This window comes from Eisenbergiella sp. OF01-20, assembly GCF_003478085.1.
In the GTDB taxonomy this organism is placed as follows: Bacteria; Bacillota; Clostridia; order Lachnospirales; family Lachnospiraceae; genus Eisenbergiella.
The window spans coordinates 1-24,058 of sequence record NZ_QUES01000022.1 but is presented as its reverse complement, the minus strand read 5'-3'; the positions used below and the strand labels follow the sequence as shown (position 1 = coordinate 24,058).

The following is a 24,058-nucleotide window of genomic DNA, read 5'->3' as shown; positions in this document are numbered from 1 at the left end:
CCTTTCAGCCTTTTACACCGCCTGAGGTCAGGCCGGTTGTCATATTTTTCTGCAGCAGGAAGAATATAAGCAGGATGGGAATAGAAACCACGATGGAGGCCGCCGCAAATACCGGCCAGCTGCCGCTCATTTCCGTAGCCTGCAGGGAATACAGCCCTGCCGCCAGGGTAAACGTATCCTCCCCTGTCATAAAATTAATGGCAAAAATATATTCATTCCACACATAGATAAGCACCATCATGCCGGTCACCACAATCGTCGGCCTGGCAAGCGGCAGGACGATTTTCATCACGATCTGCACCGGCCTTGCACCGTCAATCATAGCCGCTTCTTCAATTTCCACCGGTATCGTGTCAAAATATCCCTTCATATTCCACAGGGCAAAAACCGCCATAGTCCCCGTATACACGATGATCAGCCCCAGCCTGCTGTTAATAAGCCCCATGGGGCTTAACAGCTTATATAAAGCCGTCATGGAAAGCAGGGCGGGAAAGGCGTACAACAGGATCAGCAGGCGCAGAATCACCCTGCGGCCCGGAAATCGTTTGCGTGAAAAGACGTAGGCCGCAGGGATCCCCGTCCCCAGGGATACCGCCACCGCTGCCGCCGCCATCAGCATACTGTTGGAAAACCATCTCAGGATGGGTTCCTCCACAAATACCGCCCGGTAATTCGCCAGGGTCATCTGCCTGGGAAGGAAAGTAAAATCAGATCCCAGAAGGCTGTTGCCCGCATGTAAGGAAACGGAAAAGGCATACAGCACCGGTACCAGCACCAAAAAACACAACACGAGGAAAAAAAGATTGACCGCAAGCAGCAAAGCCGCTTTCCGGGCTTTTTTACCGCTTCTGACAGACATCATGCCTCCTCCTTCCCTTTTCTGCCGGTGAGGCAGGAAAACAGAATCAGCATGGCGAAAATCAGGATAGAAACCGCCGAGCTGTATCCGTAATTATTGGTTATGAATGCATTTTCATAAGCATAGGTCAGAATCGTATGGATATGTGCTCCCGTTTTTCCGCCCGCCTGCTGCGTCAGCAGGTAAATCACGTCAAACTGCTTGAACGTAGTGAATATGGTTATGACGACGGAGGGCGCGATGATAGGCCGGATCATGGGAATGGTAATGTACCGTGTTCTTGCCGTCCAGCCCGCCCCTTCCAGCAGCGCGCTTTCATAAAAGCATTTGTCCACACTCTGCAGCGCCCCGTCAATGATGGTTATCATAAAAGGCAGCGCCAGCCAAAGGTTTACCACCGTACAGCAAAAGAACGCCAGGGCATCCTTCGACAGCCAGCCCACCGGTTCCAGCCCCCATTTCACGAGCCACTGGTTCAAAAGCCCGAACTGGGAATTAAACATCCCCGTTTTCCAGAGCAGGATAGAAACATATCCGGGCATTGCCCACGGGAATATCAGCAGCGTTTTATACAGATTGCGCAGCCGCAGCCCGGGCAGGTTCAAAAGGCTGGCGAGAAAGAAAGCGATCACCAGCTGGGCAACCATATTTACGGCCGTCCACACGACCGTAAGCACCAGCGCCTGCAGAAACCCGCTGTCAAAAACCAGCAGGGCATCCCTGTAGTTTTCCAGCCCGATGATTTCGTAATCGAACCAATGGTATACATTCATATTTGTCAGGGATATGTAACCCGTATATATAATAGGAAAGACAACTATCAGCAGGATCAGAAGCAGTGACGGCGCCGACCATAGATATGCTGCGATTATCTTTTCTTTTTTTCCCTTTCGCTCCATCTGTGTACTCCCCCTTCCCGCACGGTCACTTCATCTGCCCGATCAGGCGGAGCGCTTCCTTCTGTGCACCGGCACAGCATTCCTCCACATCCCTGCCGCTCATATTAATATCCGCCAGCAGATTGCCTGCCACCGTCCACATAACATCCATTTCCGGACGGTTTGGCATGGGGACCGCATTTTCGGCCGTCTGCTTCATAGCCATCACCACATCATCGGAGGTGATTTCTTCCATGTCATAACAGGCCTCGCTTGCGGGGGCGCAGCCGCTGGCTTTTGCCAAATCCACCTGCAGCCGGGGATCCATCAGACTGCGCAGAACCTTTTCCACCGCTTCTTTTTTGGTTTCCCCTGCGTTCTTCAGCACCTGGATTCCCTGTACCCCGCTGTAGGGCGCCAGTGCCATACCGGTTTCCTCCACCACGGGCATGGGGGCAATTCCCAGATCCATTCCCGCCTGCCGTACGGTAGGCACCAGCCATGGACCCGCTATGGTCGCATGGGCTTTCCCTTCGCTGAAAAGGGTGTTAACCGTAGCGTATTCGCTCTCTCCGGGCATGAGATCCACAAACTTCTTATGATAGGCCAGCGCCTTCTCTGTCTGGGGCAGATCCAGTCCGGGTTCCCCCTGGTCATTCAGGAGATAGCCGCCGAAGCCGTGAATCCATCCGGCGCTGTAATAGGCCGTACTGTGCTGCTCCACGAACCCGTAATGACCGCCCTTTGTATTTTCCTGCATATAGGAATACAGTTCCTCCGTGGTACGGGGGACCTCCTCTTCCTTCATATACCGTTTGTTATACATAAACAGAAGTGTTTCATAGTACACCGGCAGCTGGTAAACCACATCCTGATAGGTGGCTGCCCGTATCGTCATATCCATATACGGATCCAGCTCTTCCCCGGGGATAAAATCGGTGACAGGCGACAGGATTCCCATTTCCGCATATACGCCGATCTTATCATGGGCGAAAAAATACATATCCGGCGCTGCCTTGGGATCGTTTCCCACCATCTTCAAGGCTTCGGTCAAATCACTTTTCCGCTCCAGCTTCACCGTCACCTCCGGAGCCAGCTGATCCAGCTGCTTCTGCAGTACCTGTGCCACCGCATCCTCTTTATCGTGCCATATGGTAATAACCGATGCATCCGCGGTATCTTTCCCGCTCTGGCTGCAGCCCCCCAGGGAGGCCGCAGCAATGATAAAGGCAAGGACCGCGCTTCGAATTCTCTTTTTCATACGCACCTTTCCGCCCTCATAAAGAGCTTTCCATTACGATTTTTTCTTCTTTATCAGCACCACAGCCGCTGCGGCGGCCGCGGCCAGCACAATTACCAGCACCGCCAACGGTATCCGGCTTCCGGTATCCTGTGCCGCCGGAAGATTTTCTTCTGCGGACGGTGCCTGTGTCGGTGCCGCCTGCGGCTGCTCCTGTGATTCCTCCGCCGCCGTCTGCAGTTCTGCATCCTTCTTCTCTGCCGTATCCCCGGGTTCTTCATAGGAAACCGCCACGTCCTCCGGGCTGTCCACCACCACCCAGATATCCTTTCCGGTATCCACAGAAAGATCCCCGGTCTGCACGCTTCCTTCCGATCCGTTCACAATCACGGAATTGATCCAACCCGGCACGGTTTTCTTCAGCCACCCGGAAGCGTCCTCCTCCAGTGGTTCCCCGGGCCATGCAGAAAAAGCATTGGTGCCGTCCGGCGCCGACCAGGCCCACAGGCACGGGGTATCCCAGTCCGCAGGAGCTTGCACCCACACCGTTATATCGGGAACTTCCTCCGCATCCGGATCCTCATAGCTGAAATCATAGCTTCCGTCCCCGTTCACCGTCAGCCACAGATCGGCGGGATCGATGGAAATATCCTCCGTCTGCACCTCGCCTCCGCCCGCATTGACGATAAGGGAATTCACCCATACAGGAAGCTTCTTTTCGTACCATCCGCTTTCCTTTTGTTCCAATGCTTCCCCGGGCCATGCCTCAAACACATTGGTGCCGTCCGGCGCCGACCAGGCCCACAGGCACGGATCCTTCCAGCTTTCCTCCACTTTTACGTGAACCGTGAATTTCTCCACATATTCCGGGATTTCCCCCTTCGTCTGCTGCTCAGTGAAAAGCTCCGTATTTTCCGCATCCGTAATGACAATCCAGGTATTCGTCCCCTCCAGCAGCAGCTCGCCGGTCTGCACATTTCCTTCGTTTGCATTGATGATCACATGATCCGCCCAGGAAGGGATCCATATATAATACCAGCCTTCATTTGCGCTGTCCGCATCCATTCCCTCTCCGGGCCATGCGGCAAACGCATTGTTCCCCTCCTCATCCCATGCCCAGATACAGGGGTTCTCCCAATCCTGCGGCACCTGGACGTATACCGCCGCCCTTTCTTCCCCCTTTTGGGCAAAGGCGGTGAGCGGCACTGCAAATACAGACAGCAGCGCAGCCAGGATAAACAGCCCCCAATTCTTCCATCGTTTCCGCATAACCCATCCTCCTCGTTTTTCTCTCTATCTTCCATATGGCTGCGGCAGGATCCTGCCGGGGAGACCTGATCGCCTCTCTGCCGGGACGCCTGCCAAATCCCCGTTTCCCATCCTTAAGGGAATCCGGATTGATTATGCTCCGATTTTAGCATTCCTCACTGCTGCCGGCAATCCGTATTTAGGTAACCGTTTACCTTATTTTTTGTTTATTCCATATATTTTTCCGTTTCTTTTTTAGATGATAAGTCCAATCATTTTTCCGTTTTAACTAATATACCAGAAATTTTGTGAATTTTTAACGAAACTGTTTCCTTTTTATTTCCTATTCCCCCGTTCCCCAAAATCCGCTTCCGGATGCTGACGCAAGCCGGCATGCTTCTCCGGCATCCGGCCTTTTTCCGCTTTTTCTCCGTCCGCCTTTTCTGTCCATAGCATTATCCAGGTCCGTCCGCTTTCCTGTCCATCGCATTATCCGGGTATGCCTTGCCGCGGGTCCGTCCATAATAGCCGCCGTCATAAGAATATTTACCGTATTTCCGGTAATACCTCCCGTTATACCCTTTGCCGCTCATGTTTACCTTATTCAGCACACATCCCAGGTTCCGGCATCCGGTCCTGTCCAGCTGCTCTTTAACCTGTTGGGCAAACCGGTAGCTGATCCGGTTATCTTCCACCACAAGAATATAACCGTCACAGCAGGATGCAATAACCGCTGCATCGATTACGTTTTCCAGCGGAGGTGTATCGATAATCACGTAATCAAACGTCCTCCTGAGTGTGTCCACCGCTCCCTGAAAGTAAGGGCTTCCTAAAAGCTCGCTGGGATTCGGAGGGATCGGCCCGGCAAAGGTAATATATAAATTAGGGATATCCGTCTCAAAATAAATGTCCTCAAACGGCATCTGACCGCTGAGGAAATTGGAAAGCCCGCTTTTCCCGCCACCGCCCTGGTATTTTTCAACCAGTGCGGACTTACGCAGATCCGCGTCCAGCAGCATAACCTTTTTCCCGTTATCGGCTATCGATTTCGCCAGATATACAGCTATCGTGGATTTTCCTTCATCCGGCGCACAGCTGGTGATTTCTATCACTTTATTTGTTTTCCCGCAGAACTCAAGATTGGAACGCAGCGTATGATAGGCCTCTTGCCTTCTGAAATCCAGCTCCTTAAGTCCGCGCAGTGTAATCCGGTGCATATGGGTTCCCTCCCTGACTGAATCTGTTATACCTGCTTATTTTCTTTTTTTGCTTTTGGCCGTCTTTCCTTCCTCATCCAGCGGTAGTACGGCCAATACACTCATGTTCAGATAACGCTCCACATCCTGGGCGCCTTTTATGGAATCATCCAACAGATAAACCAAAACCAGAATCAGTACCATTCCCGCACCGCCGGCCGCACCGCCCAGCAGCATATTCCGGGAAGTATCAGGGCTGTGCTGTTCCGGAGGCAAATCCGCATCTTCCACCATATTAACGGCTTCAATATCCATGACCTTCCGTATATGCTCTGCGGAAACATCCCTGATATAATCCGCGGTCTCCTTTGCCCTTGCCGGATCGGTATCCGTAACGGTAATGGAAAGGATCCGGGTATCCGCAGGATTCGCAACCGTTACCATCTCCTTCATGGCCTTATAGGACAGCCCCAGCCCCATATCCCTGGATACGGTTTCCAATACATATCTGCACTGGATAAGCTCGGCATAATCCTTCGTAAGCTGCGTCCCAAGCTGTAAATCAGAAGCGGTAACCGTATTGGAGTTCTCTCTGTTCAGAATATAAATCTTTGTGGTGGACTGGTACCGGGGGGTTATCAGAAAACGGCTGATTATAAACGCGGCCGCAGCGCCGCCTATCATCGCCAGAAGGATCAGCCACAGCCGGTGCAGAAGCATCCGCACCAGATCTCCCATATCTATTTCCCATTCCTCCTCACGCCGGCTGAACCCTCTGTTATCTTCCATGTTTTTCCCTCACTGTGCCCTTACAAGGCCCGCTTTGTTTCTCTCTGTTGTTTTTGCTGCACTGCCGCCCGGCAGTCCAACCGTATCGGTAAGACAAAATGGATCCGTACAGGCAACGCTATACAGATCCTATGTAACACTATAATCAAATGACGCAAATTAATATACAACGTTTAACTCATTTATACTATACCACACAAAACATGTCAAGCGCCCAGATATCCTCCGCATCTCTCATCTGCATGAGTGCAGAAAGCATTTGTAACCGTTCAGCCTGCTCTTGACCTTTATATATAGAAGTGTTATAATTTTAACAATGGGCTTTTGAGGGGGCACTGTGTCTTCCCGTGCCCGGTGAACCTGTTACCTGTTATACAAATTCAATTCTATTAAATGAGGTATGGACAAATGAGTACAAGTTTTGATGGACTGATTTCCAAAGTAAAAGAATGCGGACAAAAGACGGTTTCCGTTGCTGTGGCACAGGACAGCGCCGTTCTTGAAGCAGTGAGGGCCGCCAAGGACCGGGGCATTGCCAATGCCATTCTGGTTGGTGACGAAGATAAGATCAAGGCAATTGCCGGTGAACTGAAAATTGATGTTTCCGATTTTCAAATCATCAATGAGCCGGATGAATGGACTGCCGCCCTTACCGCCGTGAAGCTTGCCCATGACGGAAAAGCCGATATGTATATGAAAGGACTTCTGGAAACCAAAACCTTCTTAAAGAGTATTCTGGACAAGGAAGTGGGCCTGCGCACAGGACGCACTCTGTCCCATGTCTGTGTTTTTGATATCCCCGGTATTGAACAGCTTCTCTTCTTTACCGATGTCGCTTTCATGACCTATCCCACGCTGGAGGATAAGGTACATATTATTGAAAATACCGTGGAAGTGGCCCATGCCTGCGGCGTTCCCAATCCCAAGGTAGCCCCTCTGGCCGCCGTTGAGGTTGTGAATCCCAAAATGCCCGTTACCGTGGATGCCGCAGAACTGACGAAAATGAATGAAGAAGGAAAGATTACCGGCTGTATCGTAGACGGCCCTCTATCCCTTGACCTGGCTATCGACGAAGAGGCAGCCCGTCATAAAGGGGCAACCCACCGTAAAATCCAGGGAGATGCCGACGTCCTGCTCTTCCCGGATATCCATGCGGGAAATCTGGTTTACAAAGCTATCGTCCATATGGTTGACGGCGTAAAGAACGGCTGCATCTTAACGGGAACCAAGGTGCCCGCCATCCTGACCAGCCGCTCCGATTCCTTTGAAACAAAGGTCAATTCCATCGCTCTGGCCGCCGTGGTTGCAGAAGAACTGAACAAGACCCGCTGAGAACAGAACCGTTGTAATAGTTCAGATAAGTCTGGACTGTTCCGAAAAGTTACAACTTTGCGGCACAGCCGCTTGTGATTAGAAAAGGAGATCGAAAACTATGTCTTATAAGAGCTTAATCATCAATCCCGGTTCTACTTCTACTAAAATTGGTGTATTTGAGGATGAAACCCTTCTTTTTGAGGAAACCTTAAGGCACCCCACGGAAGAAATCTCCAAATACGCTTCCATCATCGACCAGAAGGATTTCCGTAAGGAAATTATCACGGACCTTCTGAAGGAGAAAAATTTTGATATCCATTCCCTTGATTTTATCGTGGGACGCGGCGGTCTGTTAAAACCCATTCCGGGCGGCACCTATAAGGTGAGTGACGAACTGCTTCATGACTTAACCATCGGCTACCAGGGGCAGCATGCCTCCAACCTGGGCGGTATCCTTGCCAGGGAAATCGGTGATTCCATCGGCGTTCCTTCTTTCATCGTGGATCCGGTTGTTGTGGATGAGCTGGAGCCTATTGCCAGATTTTCCGGCTGTCCCGAGCTTCCCAGAAGAAGCATTTTCCACGCATTGAACCAGAAAGCGGTTGCCAGAAGATACGCCAAGGAGTCCGGCATTCCCTATGATCAGCTGAACCTGATTGTGGTACACATGGGCGGCGGCTGCTCCGTGGGTGCGCACAGAGGCGGCAAAATAGTGGATGTAAACAATATCCTGGACGGCGAAGGCGCATTCTCTCCGGAGCGTGCCGGAACCGTACCCGCAGGTGATTTGGTTAAAATGTGCTTCTCCGGTAACTATACGGAAAAAGAAATTTATAAAAAGCTGGTGGGCGGCGGCGGCTTCAACGGTTATGTGGGAACCAACGATGCCCGTATCGTGGAAGACAAGGCACTGGAAGGCGTTCCGGAATATGTGGCCGTGCTGGATGCTTTCCATTACCAGATCGCCAAGGATATCGGAGCCATGGCTACTGTCCTGAACGGCAAAGTAGACAAAATCATCCTTACCGGCGGCATTGCTTATTCCAAGGTAACCTGTGAAGATCTGAAGAAGCGTGTCGGCTGGATCGCTGATTTTGTTATCTATCCCGGCGAGGATGAACTCCTTGCGCTGGCCCAGGGCGGCCTTCGTGTCATCAAGGGCGAGGAAGAGGCAAAAGCCTATTAAACGGCAGCACGCAAAAGAGGACGGAGAACGAATATGACGAAAAAAGAACTGGCAATTGCCAACCACGATAAGAAATACAACTGCTGCCAGGCCGTAGCCTGCTCCTTCTGCAAAGAAACCGGTGTGGATGAGGAAACGCTCTTCAGGGCCGGTGAAGCCTTCGGACTGGGCATGGGCGGAATGGAAGGGACCTGCGGCGCCATTTCCGGCGCGGTAATGCTGGCAGGCTTCCTTAACAGTGACGGACAACTGAACGATCCCAAAACAAAAGCCGATACTTACAGGCTTTCCAAGGAAATTGTGAAACGCTTCGAAGAAAAAAACGGCTCTACCATATGCAGGGATCTCAAAGGCGTGGATACCGGAAAGGTGCTCCGCACCTGTCCCGGCTGTATCGAAGATGCAGTGGAAATTGTCCAGGAGGTCCTGGGGCTGTAAATTCCTGCCTGTAATACAGGATCAAGAAGTGCCGGTCCGGCAAGTTTGCCCGGACCGGCACTTTTTATATAGTCAGAAAAGAAGGCATCCTGCACTGCTTAATTCAGCTCATATTCATCCGGTTCCCCATCCTTTTCCTTCCCCTCCGGCCAAAATCCTGCCGGTTCCAGCGAAACAGGGGAGAAAGGAATTCCACGAGAGGTTTCCAGGAAAATACCGCCACTAACAGAATGCTGAGAAGGAAGGCCGCCGCTTCTTCCTTCTCGATATAGCTGAAAAACTTACCTTTGCTTAACAGTTTGATAACGAACCCATGCAGAAGATATACCGGCATGGTATTCGCCCCTATATAAGACAGAAACGGGATTTTCCCCGCCGGTACACACAGGAGGAAAAAGGCAAGCCAAAGAAGGGCGGCACCTATACTCAGAATCCGGAACTGCCAGCCATAGTTTCCTTTTTCGTAGGAAACGGATCCATAAAACCACGCGGACTTGATGTCCTCCACATTTTGTCCGATCAGCCAGATAAAGGCCCCCAGAATTATACCGAGAACAAGGATTGCCGCGCCTTTCAGAATCCATTTTTTCCTTTTTCCCCATACGCCGTCCGGCTGTCCCGCCGCTTTCTGCAGCCCGCAGGTCTTTTCCCTGGCCTTCCTCTTTATGTCCCTGTAATAAACGCCGAGAAGGAAATACGGGAAAAATTCCACGATCCGGGATGCGGATAAAAAATATCCCGCTTTATCATCAAAGCCTATGAACACGCTGGCCGCCGCGGCCGCCAGAAGCATAAAGAGCTTTTTCTTCACTCCCTCCACCTGCACCAGCGGCAGCACCAGATTCCATACAATGATGGCAAACAGATACCACAGCAGCCAGTATGGGGTCGTATATTGTACATCCGCATCCTTTTCCAGGATCCGGTTGGAAAAAAGCAGATAAAGGGTCTGGAAAATCAGATAGGGATAAATCATGTTATTTTTTATTTTAACCGGGTTATACCGGGCGAATACCCCTGACACAAAGGCAAAAAGGGGCATATGGAAAGAATAAATCACCAGATACAGTACTCTTTCCGGCGAATTTTTTCCCATAAACAGCTCCAGCATATGTCCGAAAACTACGGAAAATATGAGCAGGCACTTCAGGTTATCCATCTGGTAATTTCTTCTGTCAATACCGTTTGCAGGCATGTGGGCCGCCCCCACTTTCTGTTCCATGTTAATCCTCCTGTGTTTGTGGTTCAAAATACGACCCCGCTGCGGACAGAGGATTTACCTCCGGGATGTCACGCTATAATTGTCTTTCCAACTATAGCCCTTTTCCTAACGGTTGTCCAGATGGAATATCCTTAAAAATTTTTAAGAATTTCTTAGCGGACAGAACATATTTACAACAAAAAACTTCCTCTTTTCCCGTTTTCAGGCTCCTGCCCCGGAAAGATGCCCAATCCAGATGACCACACGGAAAATACCGTCTCCATGGCTTATCTGCATCTGCCCGTCGTACAGCTCCACCACATCCTGCACCGAACGCAGCCCGTAGCCGTGCCCCTCCGTCTTTTCCTTCGTGGTCGCCAGCCTCCCTTTTACTTCCTTCAGCTCCCCGGCAAACGTATTTTCCACCTCAATGCATAAGGCATCGTTAAGCAGACGGGCTTTCAGGGCGAGCCTGCGGTTTTCCTTCTCCGGAATACAGGCGGCCGCCTCCAGGGCGTTATCCAGAAGATTGGCAAAAATGGTGCATAGACTCACATCGTCTATGTCATATATTTTTTTCAGTTCCATATTGACAAAGCAGGGGATTTCCTTTTCCTCCGCCAGATTGTATTTGGCGTTTATCACTGCATTCACCAGGCTGTTATCACAGAATTTACGGCTTCGGGCCGCCGAGGCGACATGCAGCTGCCTGAAATAATCCAGCGCCTTTCCATAATCCCCGGTTTCCAGGAAAGAGCCTATGATACCCAGGTGGTTGTTCATATCATGCCGAAGCTTGCGTATGGCAAGCTGGTTCTTTTCCAATTCTTCATAATAGGTCTGCCGCAGCTTCATATTTTCATTTTCCAGTTCCTGCCGGACGGCTCCGCCTATGTAAAGGCACAGCCAGATACAGCCCAGCCCCGTAATGATACAGGCAATGCCGGAGGGATAAGCTATCCAGGCCTGTTCAAGCCTGGCCGTAGAAATGACGGTTATGCTGCCGGCAAAAGCCGCCGCACAGATCACATCCGGAAGCAGCCACATCCGGTCATTCATCAGCCCCGCCATTCCGGACAGCTTTTTATGGAATCCATAATAGACGCCTGCCCAGAACAGGATACGCATAACAAAGCTTACCAGCGTCAAAAACCGATCCAGAAAATATCCTCCTGTCGTAAGGCGGAAATAGATCAATCCCGTCACATCCGTAGTCAGGAAATTCAGGGATACCATAATCGGAAAGAAAATCAGCACTACGGATATTTTTTCCGTCGCTGTCCCCCTGTAAAAGAAAGCTACGGTCAACAGAAAGAGCGCCAGCATGGCAAAAATGTTAATGGGATCATCCGGGAATACTACCATGCCGCCGGTTAGCCATATCCCGATAAAAGCGCCGGCTTTCCAGACAGGCCCCTGTTTTATTTTCAAAAAACAGCCTGTAATGCGGTAAATATAGAAAACGTACAGAAACGTTGCCGTCAGTAATATCAGATATTCCAATGCTTTTAGTATCATCGCAGCATAAACCTCGCAAAAGCCGCAGCCGTTTCCTGGGCACAGGACCGGCTCACGGCAATTTTCTCGCCGCCGCACAGTAGGGAGGCGTTTTCCAGCTTAGTTACATAACTCAGGTTAACAAGATAACGGTTATGGCACCGGATAAAGGTATCCGGCAGTTCGGTTTCTATTTCCCCCAGCTTTCCATAAAAGGTGATGGGTTCCCCTCCGGTAACTGCCGTCACCTTCCTGCCCTCGCTGACAAAATACCTGGTTTCCCGCAGGGGAAGCCGGCAAGTCCCTGCCTTCTGTTCCACGATGTAATATTTTTCCGCTTGTATATCCAGCTCCTGCAGGGCCTGATCCAGCACCTCCCGGATTTTCTTGTCTTCATATGGTTTCAGAATGTAATTCAGCGCCTTCACTTCATACCCATGGAAAACAAAATCGGGATAGGCTGTGACAAAAACGAGGATAGCATTACCGCCCGCCTTCCGCAGCGCCTTTGCCGCCTCCATACCGTTCATCCCTCCCATTTCGATATCCAGGAAAATGATGTCCGCAGGCCTTTCCCCGTTCTTGCGCAGAAGCTCCTCCCCGCTCTCCATTTCCGTAATGCGGTATTCCATCCCGCTTAAGTCCAACTGCATCCCGATGATATGATGCAGGTCGTTTCTGAGTTTCTTTTCATCATCACAAATGGTTATTTCCAGCATGCTCCATATTCTCCGCCCTGTTGTCAGACACTCCTCCGCCCGTGGCGGGGTCTGCTGTTATCGTTACCTATCTCCCAGTATATCATAATTCCGGTTTTACCGACATGGGCTTTCCATGGAAATCACCTTATCCGTCCAATCCCTGTAAAACCTTTCCTCATGGGACACCAGGATAACCGTCCCTTCATATGCGGCAAGCGCCTCTTTGAGAGCGTCCTTTGCCAGCTCGTCCAGATGGTTGGTCGGTTCGTCCAGAAGGAGAAGGTTTGAGGGCGTCAGCGTCAGACGGCAGAGCTTTACCTTGGCCTGTTCCCCGCCGCTGAGGGTAGACAGCTGACGGTCCGCTTTTTCCCTGTCTATGCCGCAGCCTGCCAGATGACGTCTGGCTTCCTTTTGTGTCAGCTGCGGGAACCAGTCCAGCAATACCGACAAAGGCGTCGCTTCGTTGTCCTCCCATACGGATTCCTGCTCATAATAGCCGATCCGGGTGGTATCCGCCAGGACAAAACCGCCCTGCAGCGGCGGAAGCTCCCCGACCAGCGTTTTCAGCAGAGTGGATTTACCGATGCCGTTAAAGCCGGTGACCGCAATTTTCTGCCCTCTGCGCACTTCAAAGTTGATATCACAAATAACCGGATAATAATAGCCTGCCGCCAGATGGGATACCCGCAGAGCGATCTCACCATGCGGTTCCCCTGCCAAAGGGAAGGCAAAAAGGGGCTTAACCTGTGTCCTGGCCGGCGGCTCCAGCCTTTCCAGCCGTTCCAGCTGCTTCCGGCGTCCCTTCGCCATTTTACTGTTTACGCCGGCGATATTTTTCCGGATATACGCCTCCGTTTTCTTAATTTCTCTCTGCTGCGCTGCATACCGGCGGATATATTCCTCCCGCAGATGCTTCTTCTGCTTCAGAAAATCAGAATATTTTCCCGTGTACTTATGGATACCGCGTTCCTCAATATCACAAATACAAGTGCATATTTTTTCCAGGAAACCATAATCATGGGATACCACCATAAAGGCTTTGGGAAAAGCCGCCAGATAATCGGACAGCCACTGGATATGCTCCTTATCCAGAAAATTAGTCGGCTCGTCCAGGAGGAGCACATCCGGCTCCTCCAGCAGAAGTCTGGCCAGAATCACCTTCGCCCGTTGCCCGCCGCTCAGTTTTCCCAGCTCTTTATCCAGCCCGATCGCCGTTAGCCCAAGCCCTCCGGCAATCCGCTGTATCCGGTAATCGATGGAATAAAAATCCGAAGCCTCCAGCAGCCGCTGATATCGTTCGGCCTGTTTCCAGGCCTCCTCTCCGCCGCTGTCCGGCAGACCGGCTTTCTCCTGTGCCGCACAGCTTTCATATGCCTCCAGCATTTTTTGTTCCAGAGCATAAAGCCCGGCAAAGGGAAAGTGCAGATATTCCAGAACCGTCTCCTTCCCCTCCGTCCTCACATGCTGATCCAGATAACCAATCTGAATCCCCGGCTGCCATACCAGACGGCCTTCATCCGGCACCAGCAGGCCTGCGCACAAATGTATGAGTGTGCTCTTTCCCACCCCATTCGCTCCTACAATACCCATATGCTCTCCTTTAAAAAGAGCAACCTCCGCATTCTTATAAATCGATTTGTCCCCGAAGGTAAGGGACAGTTCCTTTATATCTAATAAACTCATTGTATTTTTCCTCTCCATCTCTTATACATAAAAACTTCCGATCAAATCCCCCGGATCAAAAAACAGAAGGCCGTATTTTTACATACGGCCTTCTGCTTTCCGATGCCGGGGACTCCCTGCTGCAGAAAAGATCATGCCGCTCCCCGGCACAATACAAAAGGCCGCAGACAAAACATTGTCCGCGGCCTCACCCAAAGAAAGGAACCTTCTGGAAAAACCGGTATACAAAAAACAACCCGCCGTCACTGATTAAACGGCAGATACACGCTCTCTCTGTCCCTGTTTTTCCGATGAATTCTCTTACCTTTATTTAACCTCTGTACAATGTTTCATCGACTGCAATTGTACAGAGCTGCTTCGCCTTGTTATCTGATCGGTTTCTGATGGATGTCTCATTTTCTTCTCTCCGCTGCCTTTCCCTGAATATTGACTATGCTATCATACGAATAAAATCTTGTCAACACCTCTGTTTCCATATACTTTCTTACGATCTGTGCGGTTCACGCACAAATCTGTCTCAGTTGTTTCCAATATATGCCATATATCCTTCAATCTGAAGATATTCCGCCTGGATTCCATGATACATGTCCAAAATAGGCTGGCAGCGTCCGGCGGTCTCTTCCATGATTTCATCAAAGTCCGAAGCTATTTTATCCACTGCATCCCTGTCTATCAGCCCATCCGCCTTCATAGTTTCTATGATGGACAGGATCCTCTCTTTCGGGAAAGCCTCCTTATAGCTCCGGGTTCCTGCCAGGGCACTGACAATATCCGCCACGGCCACAATCCGCTCTCCCATGGTCAGTTCCGCCCCCGGGATTCCTTTTGGATAACCTGAGCCATCCAGCTTTTCATGGTGCCTAAGGGCGATCTTCCTGATTTTTTCTTCCACGTCCTGCCCCAGGATTCTGCCGGTCAGCTCCACATGGGTGCGCATGATACGCATGGCCTGGGGACTCAGCTTTCCCGGAAATTCCAGGATTTCCACCGGTATCCCGATTTTGCCCAGGTCATGGAGCAGGGCACCGAAATAGATGTCGCTCAGATCCTGTCCCGTAACCCCCATACGTTTTGCCAGTTCATAACTGATGCTGGTGGTGGTCATGGTATGTGTTACGGTATGGCGGCTGCGGAAATCAATGGTATATATAACCATGTTCAAATATTTTTGAATCTCTTCCCTGGAAAAAGGGTAGTTCCATATACGTTCCCAAAATTCTTCTTCCCCTTCCTCCTGTATGGGCATGGTCTCCGCAAAATCCGCATCCATGAGCAGCTTTGCTATCCGGGGGCAGTATTTCTTTCCTCCGTCGGTCTGCAGCTGACGGAGGAAATCCGGAAAGCTCCCTCCCTCTTTTTCCATAAATACATCGGCCCTGTCGGTAATGTTCAGAAGCTGGGCCACGGTTTTATTCTCTTCCGACACCTCTTCCAGATTTTCCAGAATACACCAGGGCGTATGATGAAAAAGCACTGCCGGGGCCAGCCTCGTCAAAGGCGTAAAATATTTAATGAACAGATAACCGTAAACCGAATGCTCCTGCACATTGCAGGTCTCAAATTCCAGCATGCGGTTGATTTCTTCTGTTTTATAGGCACCGATATCATGGAACATGGCAAGGATGGAGATATCCCGGGCCGTTGCCGTATCGCAGGTTCCCATCCGCTCCAGGAGCCGGGAAACCATGCGGGCCACGCGGAAACCATGATCCACCAGCCTTGCGTCCACATAATTGCAGGTGCGCCGGATGATGCCTATCATGCCCTTATTATCGATATAATTGGTGTATTCTATCATAATTTATTTTCCCTTCGTGTAACCGTTCAGACAGGTCTGGATGATTACCCCTTCGCCTCTTCCTTTCTGGCAAAGATCTCCCGGAAAGATTCTTCAAAAGGCGCGGTGGCAATCCCGTATTCCGTGACAATACCGGCTATCAAATCGTGATCCGTCACATCAAAAGCCGGATTAAATACCTTCACACCTTCCGGGGCCATACGCTCTTTATACCACATTTCCGTCACTTCCTCCGCCGGACGCTCCTCAATATGGATATCCGCACCGGTGGCCGTGCCCATATCAATAGTAGAGGTGGGTGCGCAGATATAAACCGGAATATGATAATATTTAGCCGCAATGGCTACGCTGGAGGTACCGATTTTATTGGCGGTATCCCCGTTTGCCGCCACTCTGTCACAGCCTACGAAAACCGCGTTCACCCAGCCGTTTTTCATGACCGCAGCCGCCATATTGTCGCAGATCAGGGTGACGTCCACACCGGAGGATAGCAGCTCGTAAGCGGTAAGCCTTGCCCCCTGAAGAAGGGGACGTGTCTCGTCGGCAAATACCCGGAAATGATACCCCCGTTCTTCCCCCAGATAAATGGGGGCCGTAGCGGTTCCGTATTTGCTGGTGGCGAGCTGCCCTGCATTGCAGTGGGTGAGAATACCGTCTCCGGGCTTAACCAGGCTGAGCCCGTATTCGCCGATGGTTTTGCATACCAGAATATCCTCCTCCTTGATTGCCGCGGCTTCTTCTTTTAAAAGCGCTTTGATTTCCTCCACCGTCCGGCCTGCATTGTCCGTTACTTTTTTCTCCATGCGGTTCAATGCCCAGGAAAGGTTCACCGCCGTGGGGCGGGAGGAATCCAGATATTCCTTCTGCTTTCTGAACTCGCTGTAAAACGTATCAAAATCCGCAGCCTGAATCTGCTTGGCAAGAAGGTAGATCCCGAAAGCAGCGGCCACTCCGATAGCCGGGGCGCCTCTCACCTGGAGCAGATAAATGGCATCCCACATCTCCTGAGCCGTTTTCAGCCGCAGGATCTCCGTCTTTCCCGGCAGCTTTGTCTGATCAATAATGACAAGGGCATTCTCCTGATCATCCAGCTCCACCGTTTCATAATCCATTATATTTTTCTTTTCCGTCATTTTCCTGATCTCCCTTTTTTTATATCTGCGAACAACGAGCCAAAACGGATGCACTCACAGAGAACTCAAACTTCTCTTGTCCGCTTTACTGATAACCGTCCATAACATCTGTCCGTCCGGTTATTTTCCCTGCCCGAATTTTCCCTTCAGCATACCCACTGTAATTCCTCTGGCTTCCAGTGCCTGCAGGAGAGCTGCAGAGGCAAAGATTAGAAAGAAAATACCTAGGATAAGGATGTCTAGTTTTTTGGCCATTTTCTTTTCCCAGTTTTTTATTTTTTCTTCTGTTGTCAGTGCTTTTTTAGCCATAGTGAAATCTCCTTTTCCAACCGTCTGAACGGTTACGGTTCCGTCACCACATCTTCAAATTGTGCCTCCGCCGCTCTCGCCAAATCCGCCGGAAGCAGTTCGATCTGAGAACCGATACGGCCGCCGCTCACAATGACCGAAGGCAGCCCTTCCGCTTTTTTCTCAATGACGGTGGGGTACTGTTTCTTCATGCCGATAGCGGTACAGCCTCCCCGGATATAACCGGTGACTCCATTGATATCCTTCACATGCAACATGCTAAGAGACTTCTGCCCCACGGCTTTTGCCGCTTTTTTCAGATCCAGTTCTTCCGCAACAGGGATTACAAACACAAAACAGTCTTTGGCCGGTCCCTGCGTCACCAGCGTCTTATATACCTTTTCATGGGAAAGCCCCAGCATGTCCGCCACCCGGATACCGTCCACAAATTCCTCACATGCATAAGTATAATGCGTATAAGGAATTTTCATACGATCCAGAATGCGCATGGCATTGGTTTTGCTATCTTTACTTTTCGCCATTTTTGTTCCCTCTGCCTGTGAACCGACTTGATACCAAATCATTATATCATACAGAACGGAAAACGGAAATCAGGAAACGCAAATCCGATATTACTAAAATAGTTTTAAACATAACTGTCACAGGACGTTAAAAACCGGGAATCCGCTGTCCCCCAGCCGGATTCCCGGTTTTCCATCCATCAGTCCAGTCTCCTCAAACTATCCGGACTGTTATCTTTTCCCCGGTTCAGCCTGCGGAAGCCAGTTCAATAATCGTGTCGCAGTACTGTTTCAGGTCATAGTCATGGGAAACGATGATACACAGCTTTTCCTTTGCCTCCTCCACCAGGGTATTGATGATGGCGTCCCGGCTCACAGGATCCAGGGAAGCGGTAGGTTCATCAAAAACCAGGATAGGCCGGCCGGATAACAGTGCCCTTGCCACAATAATGCGCTGTGCCTGGCCGAAGGAGAGATTCTTTCCATTTTCTTCTATCATCGTTTTATAGCCCTCGGGAAGCTCCAGAATCGTATCATGGATATTGGCTTTCAACGCCGCTTCCGTAACCGCCTCGAAGGAGGCTCCGCTATTGCCGTAGCGTATGTTATCTTCCACCGTTCCGGTATGCAGAATATGATCCTGGGGAACATAGGAGATACAGCGGCGCATCCCCGTCCCGGTAATTTTCCTGTCGTCAAGCCATACGGCCACTTCTCCCTCCTGGGGTTCATACAGGCCCAGGGCCAGCTTGAGGAAGGTGGATTTGCCGCAGCCGCTCGGCCCGAAAATCCCTACAATCCGGCTTCCTCCCATCTCCCGGCTGAAACGCTCCAGCACACGTTCCTCGTCTCCATAGCCAAAGGACACCTCCGAAAAACACAGGGCGGCGGCCGTCTCTTTATAGTCCGTGTCCGGCTCCTCCGTCTGCGGCTCTTCCTCGATTTCCATCACTTCCATTACCCGTCTGGTACAGGCCAGATTATTCTGCAGTTCTCCTACCAGCGGTATCATCTGTATGAAAGGCCAGCAGATATAATTACTCACCTGCACCAGTCCCAGCACCGCACCGATGGACATTTCTCCTTTGATCACAAACCAGGCGCCCATGCCTATAGCTGCAAAATTTATCATGATTCCCAGGAACCCGCTGCCCGCATTCATCACGGCCTGAATCTTCACGGATTGTAACTGCTTTTTCTTTTTATCACCGAATATCCGCCCGAAATCCCGGGCCGACCTTTCGTAGCCGGAAAAGCATTTAATGCTGACCAGGGTGGCAAGCTGTTCCTGAAGATAGCCCCTCACCTTTCCTTCCGCATCCTTCGCTTCCAGCGACCACTTCTGCAGAGCCGGCATGAGGAAATTACTGAAAAGGACGGGCAGCGGAGAAAGCAGCACCAGCACCAGGGCGATTTTCCAGTTCACAAGGAACGCATAGGCAAAAGCAAAAAGGAAGGAAAATATCCCGGCCGCCATGTTCACAACGGACTCCGGAATTACTTTTGCGCTCTGTGCCGAATCCTCCGTCAGCCTGGTAAGCATATCGCCGCTGTGGTACGCCTGGCTTTTCTGCACCGGGATTTTCTCCATATGCAGCAGAAGTTTTTCCCGCAGCTTTCCGTCCAGCCCCAGGACAGACCGGTTCTGTAAATAGAGCTTAATGCCGTCAAGCACCATGCTGATAAGACCGATACACACCACGCCGGCCATCAGGTAAAAAAGAGGGACCGTGCCCCTTCCCTGTGCTTTATCCACAATTAACTGAACGGCGATTGCCAAAATCACCTGAAATACGGCAATCACACAGACCAGGGTTACCAGCCCCAGCAGCAATCCCCTTTTCTTCTTCGTAAGCGACCAAATCCATCTAATCTGTTTCATAATCTCCTATCCTTACCTCTCCTGCCCGTTCTGCCGGGCAATCTTTCTGTTTCCAGGTTGAGGCCAGCATATCATGTTTTCCTTCTCCTATCACGCAAGGAGGGGTTGACGAAACCGATAGTGGAGATACGTTATGTCCTGTTGCGGCTGGAATCTTGTTTTCTTTGTAGAGGGCACGGGAATGTGGTAGAATCTTGATGGGACGTAACTGTTGTAAATGTTGTGCAGAATCGAATTTGAGAGTGAGGAACTTATGTTGTATATTCTTCTGTTTACTGGTAATGACAGGCTTAAAATGGATTGGGAGGGAATGTTTTCTTCCTGGCTTCCGGAGGTTTTCCGGATAGAGACTGCAGCATTTCCGGAAGGGCCTGTGGGACTGCTGCCGGAAATTCTTCCTTCCTGTTTTATTGTTGATTCCGCAAGCGCACAGTATGCTCCGGAAAATCCATGGCTGACGCTTCTTCCGCTTCAATATCCCCAGGTTCCTGTGTTTTCTTTTGAAGAGAGCGGCAGCTTTCGGGAACAGCTGGAAAAGCTGTTGGACGAGGATGGGGAGACGCCGGACCGGGCGGAAATACCTGACGGGTCCGGTCTGAAATGCCGCCTGTATCTGGAAGGGCTGACCTCTATCCGGCAGGCTGTTCCCCAGGAGAATCCGGATCTGCCGGATTATTCCCATTTAAGCTTTGCCGCCTGTGCCGCACGGATATCCGATTGTTCCGGGAAAGAAGGTCTGTATGACACGTGTGCCTTCCTCGCCGGCAGATATCCGCTTTCTTTTCTTTATTTTAATGAAGAAAAGGGGATCCTTTTGTTTGTACTCTATGATCATACCGGAAGCTTCACCCGGCTGGAAGTAAACCGGCAGACTTTGATGGATCAGGTAAGCGCAACCAATAGTTTCCTTCCGCCATTTAAGTTCGGGGTGATCCATCATGGGCTTATGGGGCTGGGCTCTTCGTTTCTGGAAGCGGATCAGGTGTATTATGTGAATAAGCTGCGCACGCCCTGTGTCTGTTTTGAGGAAATATCCAGTCCTCCGGGGCAGCTGTTAAAGGCGGAGAAGCTGATGGAAATTGAGCGGTCCATACGCACGGATATCCAGTTCCGGGAGGGACAGAATGCGCTGGCTTATACACGGCAGTGGTTTGCGGAATACCGGAGGCTGGAGTACGAACCGGATGCGGTCAAATACGATATGATCATTTTGTATGCCAGTATTAAGTATGTGCTTTTTGATATGTATGGCCTGAAACTGAAGCGCATTAAATCGGGCCTGGAGGTGCATGAGATTATTCATATATCCACGTTGGATGAGCTGGAGGAATGGTTTGTCACCTGGCTCCTCTATACTCTGGACAATTTCGATCTGACGCGTTCGAATACCGGGTTCCGCATTCAGGAGGTACTGCAGTTTATTTCCAATCATGTCATGGATGATTTGTCCCTGAATACCATTGCCAGTTATTTTTATGTGAACCCTTCTTATTTCAGCACCTTGTTTAAAAAAGAAACCGGGCAGACCTATATTTCTTATATTACGAAACTGAAGATGGATAAAGCGAGGGAACTGCTGGCGGCAAACTGTAAGGTCTATGAAACCGCACGGCTTCTGGGTTATGAGGATATCCGGCATTTTCGGAACACGTTCAAAAAATATCATGGAATCCCGCCTTCTGAGGTAAAACCGCCGCCGTCCGGGCACGGGCATCCGGTGTAAGACACAGAAAAAAATCCGGGAATTTTCCATCCCGGATTTTTATATGGAAGAGCGGTTATATTCTGGGCAGGTTATTAATTCCCCTCGGCCCTTTCTTTTCCCATTTCACTTCCCGGACAGTTCCGGTCTCGCTTACCAGCACCACAGGGACATACATGACGCGCCGGTTCTTATTCTCCTCATAAGTGAATTCGGCTGCAAACCGGTATATCGGCTTCAGGGGGCCTTCCGCGCTGATTTCATATTCCAGCTCCTTGATTCCTGCTCCCATGTGGGCCATGGTGAGAAATACGGAGGCTTCATTCTGGGGAAGGACGGTACAGCCGTCCCGGTTGTACAGGTAGACGTTGACCCTGTCCGAGGTAACGGACTGGGAGGTGTTGGATAAAATGAATTTGATTTTCTTGGGTTCCCCGCTGGTAATAACCGGATCGCCGCAGTAGTCCAACCGTACATTCAGATAGGGGAATTCATACTTAACTGTTTTCATTTCATCATAAATATTTGCAAAGTATGGCTTCGCGTAAAAACATTCTTCCCGGTTCTCTTCCGTCAGGGCCAATTCTTCCCGGGCCGTGTCATGAAGGGCGAGAACCCTGTCCGTGAGTTCTTCCACCGTAGCCGGTATCCTGCCCGCCATACGGAAGGGATCGATGCTGCAGGTAACGATTTTTCTTCCGATTGGTTCAATCCATTTTTCTTCAAAAAATTCAATTCCATACATGATTCCGAACAGGGAAGCGATTGTCCCTGCCGTACAGTCGGTATCCTCTCCGTAATGTACGGCTGTCAGAATGGATTTTTCAAAATCTCCCTTTCCGAAAAGCAGGCCGTAAATAATAATCATGATATTGGAGGGCACGTCCCAGCCCATCTTTCCGTTGTTATATCCTTTTTCTTCATCCTCCTCGGATATGTAGTGCCACTCCAGATGTCCGATGAAATTCTGCATGATGTATTCCCGGGTTTCCTTTTCATCCATGCCCGCATCATAGGTTTCCATGGCCTTTCGCACACCACGGCCCACGGCACATCCCTCCGGAATATAAGACAGGCCGATTTCGATCAGCCTGCGGATATCCCTGCAGTAAAAAGCAGCGCTCTCCATAGCGGCAATAAAAACCTCGGCATACACGCCTTCTCCGTCTCCATGATCCACAATGGCGTCCTCAAAGGCATACTGCGCCGCCAAATCCGGATGTCCCGGGAACAGGCAGGCCCAGATTTCGGAGCGGATATAGGAGCCGCAGCTGTCCTTGAAATCGTTGTTAAAGCTTCCTGTCACGGGGGGCTGGAAGCCGCTTCGTAAATTGGTTTTCGCCACGCCGTATTCCGCATGGGTAAATATCATGAATTCATTGAAATATTCACCCAGATCCTTGGCATCGACATGGATTCCCCGATCCTCCAGGGCAAGCAGCCACAATATCTGGATATCCAGATCGTCATTGGGAAGAGGCTCCCCGTTCAGATCGTGGGTGTAATAGGTGATGTCATTTTTACAGCGTTCCCATTCCATAGGCATGCCCAGGGTTCCGCCTATATTTTTCCCCATCCAGCAGCCGTATACTTTGCTGCGAAATTCTTCTTTATTCATATTCTGACCTCTTTCTTTTTGTTATTCCTTGACTGCCCCGGCATTCAGGCCGTTTACAATAAATTTCTGCATGAGCAGGTAAATAATAATACCCGGCACCAGTATGATAAACAGAGCCGCATACAGCTTTCCCACATTTCCGCCGTACATGGACTGGAATTTGGTGGGGATAACCGTAATGGTCATGATTTCTTCTTTTCTGAGCATTACAAACGCCATCATGTATTCATTCCAGCTGGACAAAAAGGTCCAGATGACCGCCATGACGATGGAGGGCTTGCACATGGGAACCGCGATTTTAAACAGGGTTTTTACGATGCCGCAGCCGTCAATCAATGCCGCCTCCAACACGGTATTGGGCAGTGCGTCAAACCCGTTTTTAATGGTGAGCAGGTTGAAGGGGGCTATGAGAACCACATATGGACCCAGTACCGCCAAATAGGTATTTAAAATCCCCAGTTTGGAATTAATCTGGAAAACCGGCACGAGGATAGCCGCCGCCGGGAGAAGCAGGGCGGACAGCAGAAAAATATAGATCCCGTTCTTAAAAGGAAAATTCAGCTTGGAAAGGGCGAAGCCCGCCAGTACATCCAGGACCACCACCAGCACTACCACGCTCACACTGATGATCAGGCTGTTGATAAAGTACGTTTCTATATGGTATTTGGTCAGGATATCCACATAATTTTTAATTCCGCCGCCCTGGAAAGAGCCATGGATGAGGATACCGATAGGCAGAAGGATCACCGCAACACAGGCTATACAGATCAGGTACCGGAGAATACTGCCCATTCCTTTTATTCTTTTCATGTTCATACCCTCTTTCCTTAGTAGGTAGTGTCAAGTCTGACACCCCGTTTTTTATTAAAAACCTTGTATTTCCAAG

Annotated in this window: 21 protein-coding genes; 4 read left to right on the top strand and 17 right to left on the bottom strand. The window is 50.4% G+C overall.

The features are described from left to right. Window positions 1–4: 4 nt before the first annotated feature. From DXA36_RS21365 to DXA36_RS21340, 6 genes are all read right to left on the bottom strand, one after another. Window positions 5–862, bottom strand: coding sequence for a sugar ABC transporter permease (locus DXA36_RS21365; protein ID WP_243114704.1), 858 nt, complete (start codon window positions 860–862; stop codon window positions 5–7). Next, window positions 859–1,758 carry a carbohydrate ABC transporter permease gene (locus DXA36_RS21360; RefSeq protein WP_118681485.1) on the bottom strand — a complete coding sequence of 300 codons (900 nt, stop codon included), beginning with the start codon at window positions 1,756–1,758 and terminating at the stop codon, window positions 859–861. Before DXA36_RS21360 ends, DXA36_RS21365 begins: the two co-directional genes overlap by 4 nt. A gap of 25 nt (window positions 1,759–1,783) precedes the next feature. Next, window positions 1,784–2,998 (bottom strand): extracellular solute-binding protein, encoded by a 1,215-nt coding sequence (locus tag DXA36_RS21355; RefSeq protein WP_118681484.1) that lies wholly within the window; start codon window positions 2,996–2,998, stop codon window positions 1,784–1,786. Window positions 2,999–3,031: 33 nt separating this feature from the next. Next, window positions 3,032–4,246, bottom strand: a complete 1,215-nt coding sequence (locus tag DXA36_RS21350; RefSeq protein ID WP_118681483.1) for a starch-binding protein — start codon at window positions 4,244–4,246, stop codon at window positions 3,032–3,034. Between the two features lie 434 nt (window positions 4,247–4,680). Beyond that, a complete protein-coding gene (locus DXA36_RS21345) occupies window positions 4,681–5,442 on the bottom strand; it encodes a polysaccharide biosynthesis tyrosine autokinase (protein ID WP_118681482.1) in 762 nt (253 codons plus the stop codon). A gap of 36 nt (window positions 5,443–5,478) precedes the next feature. Then, window positions 5,479–6,210 (bottom strand): YveK family protein, encoded by a 732-nt coding sequence (locus DXA36_RS21340; protein ID WP_118681481.1) that lies wholly within the window; start codon window positions 6,208–6,210, stop codon window positions 5,479–5,481. A gap of 408 nt (window positions 6,211–6,618) precedes the next feature. Here DXA36_RS21340 and ptb point away from each other — a divergent pair, with 408 nt between their 5' ends. The 3 genes from ptb to DXA36_RS21325 all read left to right on the top strand — a co-directional run bounded on the left by ptb (window position 6,619) and on the right by DXA36_RS21325 (window position 9,148). After that, entirely contained in the window at window positions 6,619–7,542 is a 924-nt protein-coding gene (gene ptb / locus DXA36_RS21335; RefSeq protein WP_118681480.1) for a phosphate butyryltransferase, read from the top strand. Between the two features lie 100 nt (window positions 7,543–7,642). Next, complete coding sequence (buk, locus tag DXA36_RS21330) at window positions 7,643–8,710, top strand: butyrate kinase (RefSeq protein ID WP_118681479.1); 1,068 nt, start codon at window positions 7,643–7,645, stop codon at window positions 8,708–8,710. Window positions 8,711–8,743: 33 nt separating this feature from the next. After that, window positions 8,744–9,148, top strand: a complete 405-nt coding sequence (locus tag DXA36_RS21325; RefSeq protein ID WP_118681478.1) for a C-GCAxxG-C-C family protein — start codon at window positions 8,744–8,746, stop codon at window positions 9,146–9,148. Window positions 9,149–9,251: 103 nt separating this feature from the next. Here DXA36_RS21325 and DXA36_RS21320 read toward each other — a convergent pair whose 3' ends face one another. The 9 genes from DXA36_RS21320 to DXA36_RS21280 form a co-directional block, all read right to left on the bottom strand. Then, window positions 9,252–10,370, bottom strand: coding sequence for an acyltransferase family protein (locus DXA36_RS21320; protein WP_118681477.1), 1,119 nt, complete (start codon window positions 10,368–10,370; stop codon window positions 9,252–9,254). Window positions 10,371–10,571: 201 nt separating this feature from the next. Continuing rightward, complete coding sequence (locus DXA36_RS21315; RefSeq protein ID WP_118681476.1) at window positions 10,572–11,867, bottom strand: sensor histidine kinase; 1,296 nt, start codon at window positions 11,865–11,867, stop codon at window positions 10,572–10,574. Continuing rightward, window positions 11,864–12,565: a LytR/AlgR family response regulator transcription factor gene (locus DXA36_RS21310; protein WP_118681475.1), complete on the bottom strand. Its 702-nt coding sequence runs from the start codon at window positions 12,563–12,565 to the stop codon at window positions 11,864–11,866. Before DXA36_RS21310 ends, DXA36_RS21315 begins: the two co-directional genes overlap by 4 nt. Before the next feature lie 96 nt (window positions 12,566–12,661). Beyond that, on the bottom strand, window positions 12,662–14,230 hold the full coding sequence (locus DXA36_RS21305) for an ABC-F family ATP-binding cassette domain-containing protein (RefSeq protein ID WP_118681474.1): 1,569 nt from the start codon (window positions 14,228–14,230) through the stop codon (window positions 12,662–12,664). A gap of 517 nt (window positions 14,231–14,747) precedes the next feature. Beyond that, complete coding sequence (locus DXA36_RS21300) at window positions 14,748–16,028, bottom strand: HD-GYP domain-containing protein (protein WP_118681473.1); 1,281 nt, start codon at window positions 16,026–16,028, stop codon at window positions 14,748–14,750. 44 nt (window positions 16,029–16,072) lie between these two features. Then, window positions 16,073–17,161 (bottom strand): S-methyl-5-thioribose-1-phosphate isomerase, encoded by a 1,089-nt coding sequence (gene mtnA / locus DXA36_RS21295; protein ID WP_182479198.1) that lies wholly within the window; start codon window positions 17,159–17,161, stop codon window positions 16,073–16,075. 120 nt (window positions 17,162–17,281) lie between these two features. Further along, window positions 17,282–17,470, bottom strand: coding sequence for a hypothetical protein (locus tag DXA36_RS21290; RefSeq protein WP_118681472.1), 189 nt, complete (start codon window positions 17,468–17,470; stop codon window positions 17,282–17,284). A 32-nt stretch (window positions 17,471–17,502) separates the two neighbouring features. Beyond that, the gene (gene ybaK, locus DXA36_RS21285) at window positions 17,503–17,991 is read right to left on the bottom strand and encodes a Cys-tRNA(Pro) deacylase (RefSeq protein WP_118681471.1); all 489 of its coding nucleotides are present in this window, start codon (window positions 17,989–17,991) and stop codon (window positions 17,503–17,505) included. A gap of 226 nt (window positions 17,992–18,217) precedes the next feature. Continuing rightward, window positions 18,218–19,852 carry an ABC transporter ATP-binding protein gene (locus DXA36_RS21280; protein ID WP_118681470.1) on the bottom strand — a complete coding sequence of 545 codons (1,635 nt, stop codon included), beginning with the start codon at window positions 19,850–19,852 and terminating at the stop codon, window positions 18,218–18,220. 253 nt (window positions 19,853–20,105) lie between these two features. On the opposite strand from DXA36_RS21280, the gene DXA36_RS21275 reads away from it, so the two are divergent. Beyond that, entirely contained in the window at window positions 20,106–21,575 is a 1,470-nt protein-coding gene (locus DXA36_RS21275) for a helix-turn-helix transcriptional regulator (protein ID WP_182479197.1), read from the top strand. A gap of 55 nt (window positions 21,576–21,630) precedes the next feature. Here DXA36_RS21275 and DXA36_RS21270 read toward each other — a convergent pair whose 3' ends face one another. Both DXA36_RS21270 and DXA36_RS21265 read right to left on the bottom strand, forming a co-directional pair. Beyond that, a complete protein-coding gene (locus DXA36_RS21270) occupies window positions 21,631–23,172 on the bottom strand; it encodes an ADP-ribosylglycohydrolase family protein (protein ID WP_118681468.1) in 1,542 nt (513 codons plus the stop codon). A 21-nt stretch (window positions 23,173–23,193) separates the two neighbouring features. Further along, window positions 23,194–23,982: a carbohydrate ABC transporter permease gene (locus tag DXA36_RS21265; protein ID WP_182479196.1), complete on the bottom strand. Its 789-nt coding sequence runs from the start codon at window positions 23,980–23,982 to the stop codon at window positions 23,194–23,196. Window positions 23,983–24,058 lie beyond the last annotated feature (76 nt).

Coding starts and splice junctions, on each gene's coding strand:
- DXA36_RS21315 (WP_118681476.1), bottom strand. CDS start 11,867: ATGATACTAAAAGCATTGGAATATCTGATATTACTGACGGCAACGTTT.
- DXA36_RS21360 (WP_118681485.1), bottom strand. CDS start 1,758: ATGGAGCGAAAGGGAAAAAAAGAAAAGATAATCGCAGCATATCTATGG.
- ybaK (WP_118681471.1), bottom strand. CDS start 17,991: ATGGCGAAAAGTAAAGATAGCAAAACCAATGCCATGCGCATTCTGGAT.
- DXA36_RS21320 (WP_118681477.1), bottom strand. CDS start 10,370: ATGGAACAGAAAGTGGGGGCGGCCCACATGCCTGCAAACGGTATTGAC.
- DXA36_RS21350 (WP_118681483.1), bottom strand. CDS start 4,246: ATGCGGAAACGATGGAAGAATTGGGGGCTGTTTATCCTGGCTGCGCTG.
- DXA36_RS21280 (WP_118681470.1), bottom strand. CDS start 19,852: ATGAAACAGATTAGATGGATTTGGTCGCTTACGAAGAAGAAAAGGGGA.
- DXA36_RS21365 (WP_243114704.1), bottom strand. CDS start 862: ATGATGTCTGTCAGAAGCGGTAAAAAAGCCCGGAAAGCGGCTTTGCTG.
- buk (WP_118681479.1), top strand. CDS start 7,643: ATGTCTTATAAGAGCTTAATCATCAATCCCGGTTCTACTTCTACTAAA.
- DXA36_RS21265 (WP_182479196.1), bottom strand. CDS start 23,982: ATGAAAAGAATAAAAGGAATGGGCAGTATTCTCCGGTACCTGATCTGT.
- DXA36_RS21300 (WP_118681473.1), bottom strand. CDS start 16,028: ATGATAGAATACACCAATTATATCGATAATAAGGGCATGATAGGCATC.
- DXA36_RS21310 (WP_118681475.1), bottom strand. CDS start 12,565: ATGCTGGAAATAACCATTTGTGATGATGAAAAGAAACTCAGAAACGAC.
- DXA36_RS21340 (WP_118681481.1), bottom strand. CDS start 6,210: ATGGAAGATAACAGAGGGTTCAGCCGGCGTGAGGAGGAATGGGAAATA.
- ptb (WP_118681480.1), top strand. CDS start 6,619: ATGAGTACAAGTTTTGATGGACTGATTTCCAAAGTAAAAGAATGCGGA.
- mtnA (WP_182479198.1), bottom strand. CDS start 17,161: ATGACGGAAAAGAAAAATATAATGGATTATGAAACGGTGGAGCTGGAT.
- DXA36_RS21270 (WP_118681468.1), bottom strand. CDS start 23,172: ATGAATAAAGAAGAATTTCGCAGCAAAGTATACGGCTGCTGGATGGGG.
- DXA36_RS21305 (WP_118681474.1), bottom strand. CDS start 14,230: ATGAGTTTATTAGATATAAAGGAACTGTCCCTTACCTTCGGGGACAAA.
- DXA36_RS21345 (WP_118681482.1), bottom strand. CDS start 5,442: ATGCACCGGATTACACTGCGCGGACTTAAGGAGCTGGATTTCAGAAGG.
- DXA36_RS21290 (WP_118681472.1), bottom strand. CDS start 17,470: ATGGCTAAAAAAGCACTGACAACAGAAGAAAAAATAAAAAACTGGGAA.
- DXA36_RS21275 (WP_182479197.1), top strand. CDS start 20,106: ATGTTGTATATTCTTCTGTTTACTGGTAATGACAGGCTTAAAATGGAT.
- DXA36_RS21325 (WP_118681478.1), top strand. CDS start 8,744: ATGACGAAAAAAGAACTGGCAATTGCCAACCACGATAAGAAATACAAC.
- DXA36_RS21355 (WP_118681484.1), bottom strand. CDS start 2,998: ATGAAAAAGAGAATTCGAAGCGCGGTCCTTGCCTTTATCATTGCTGCG.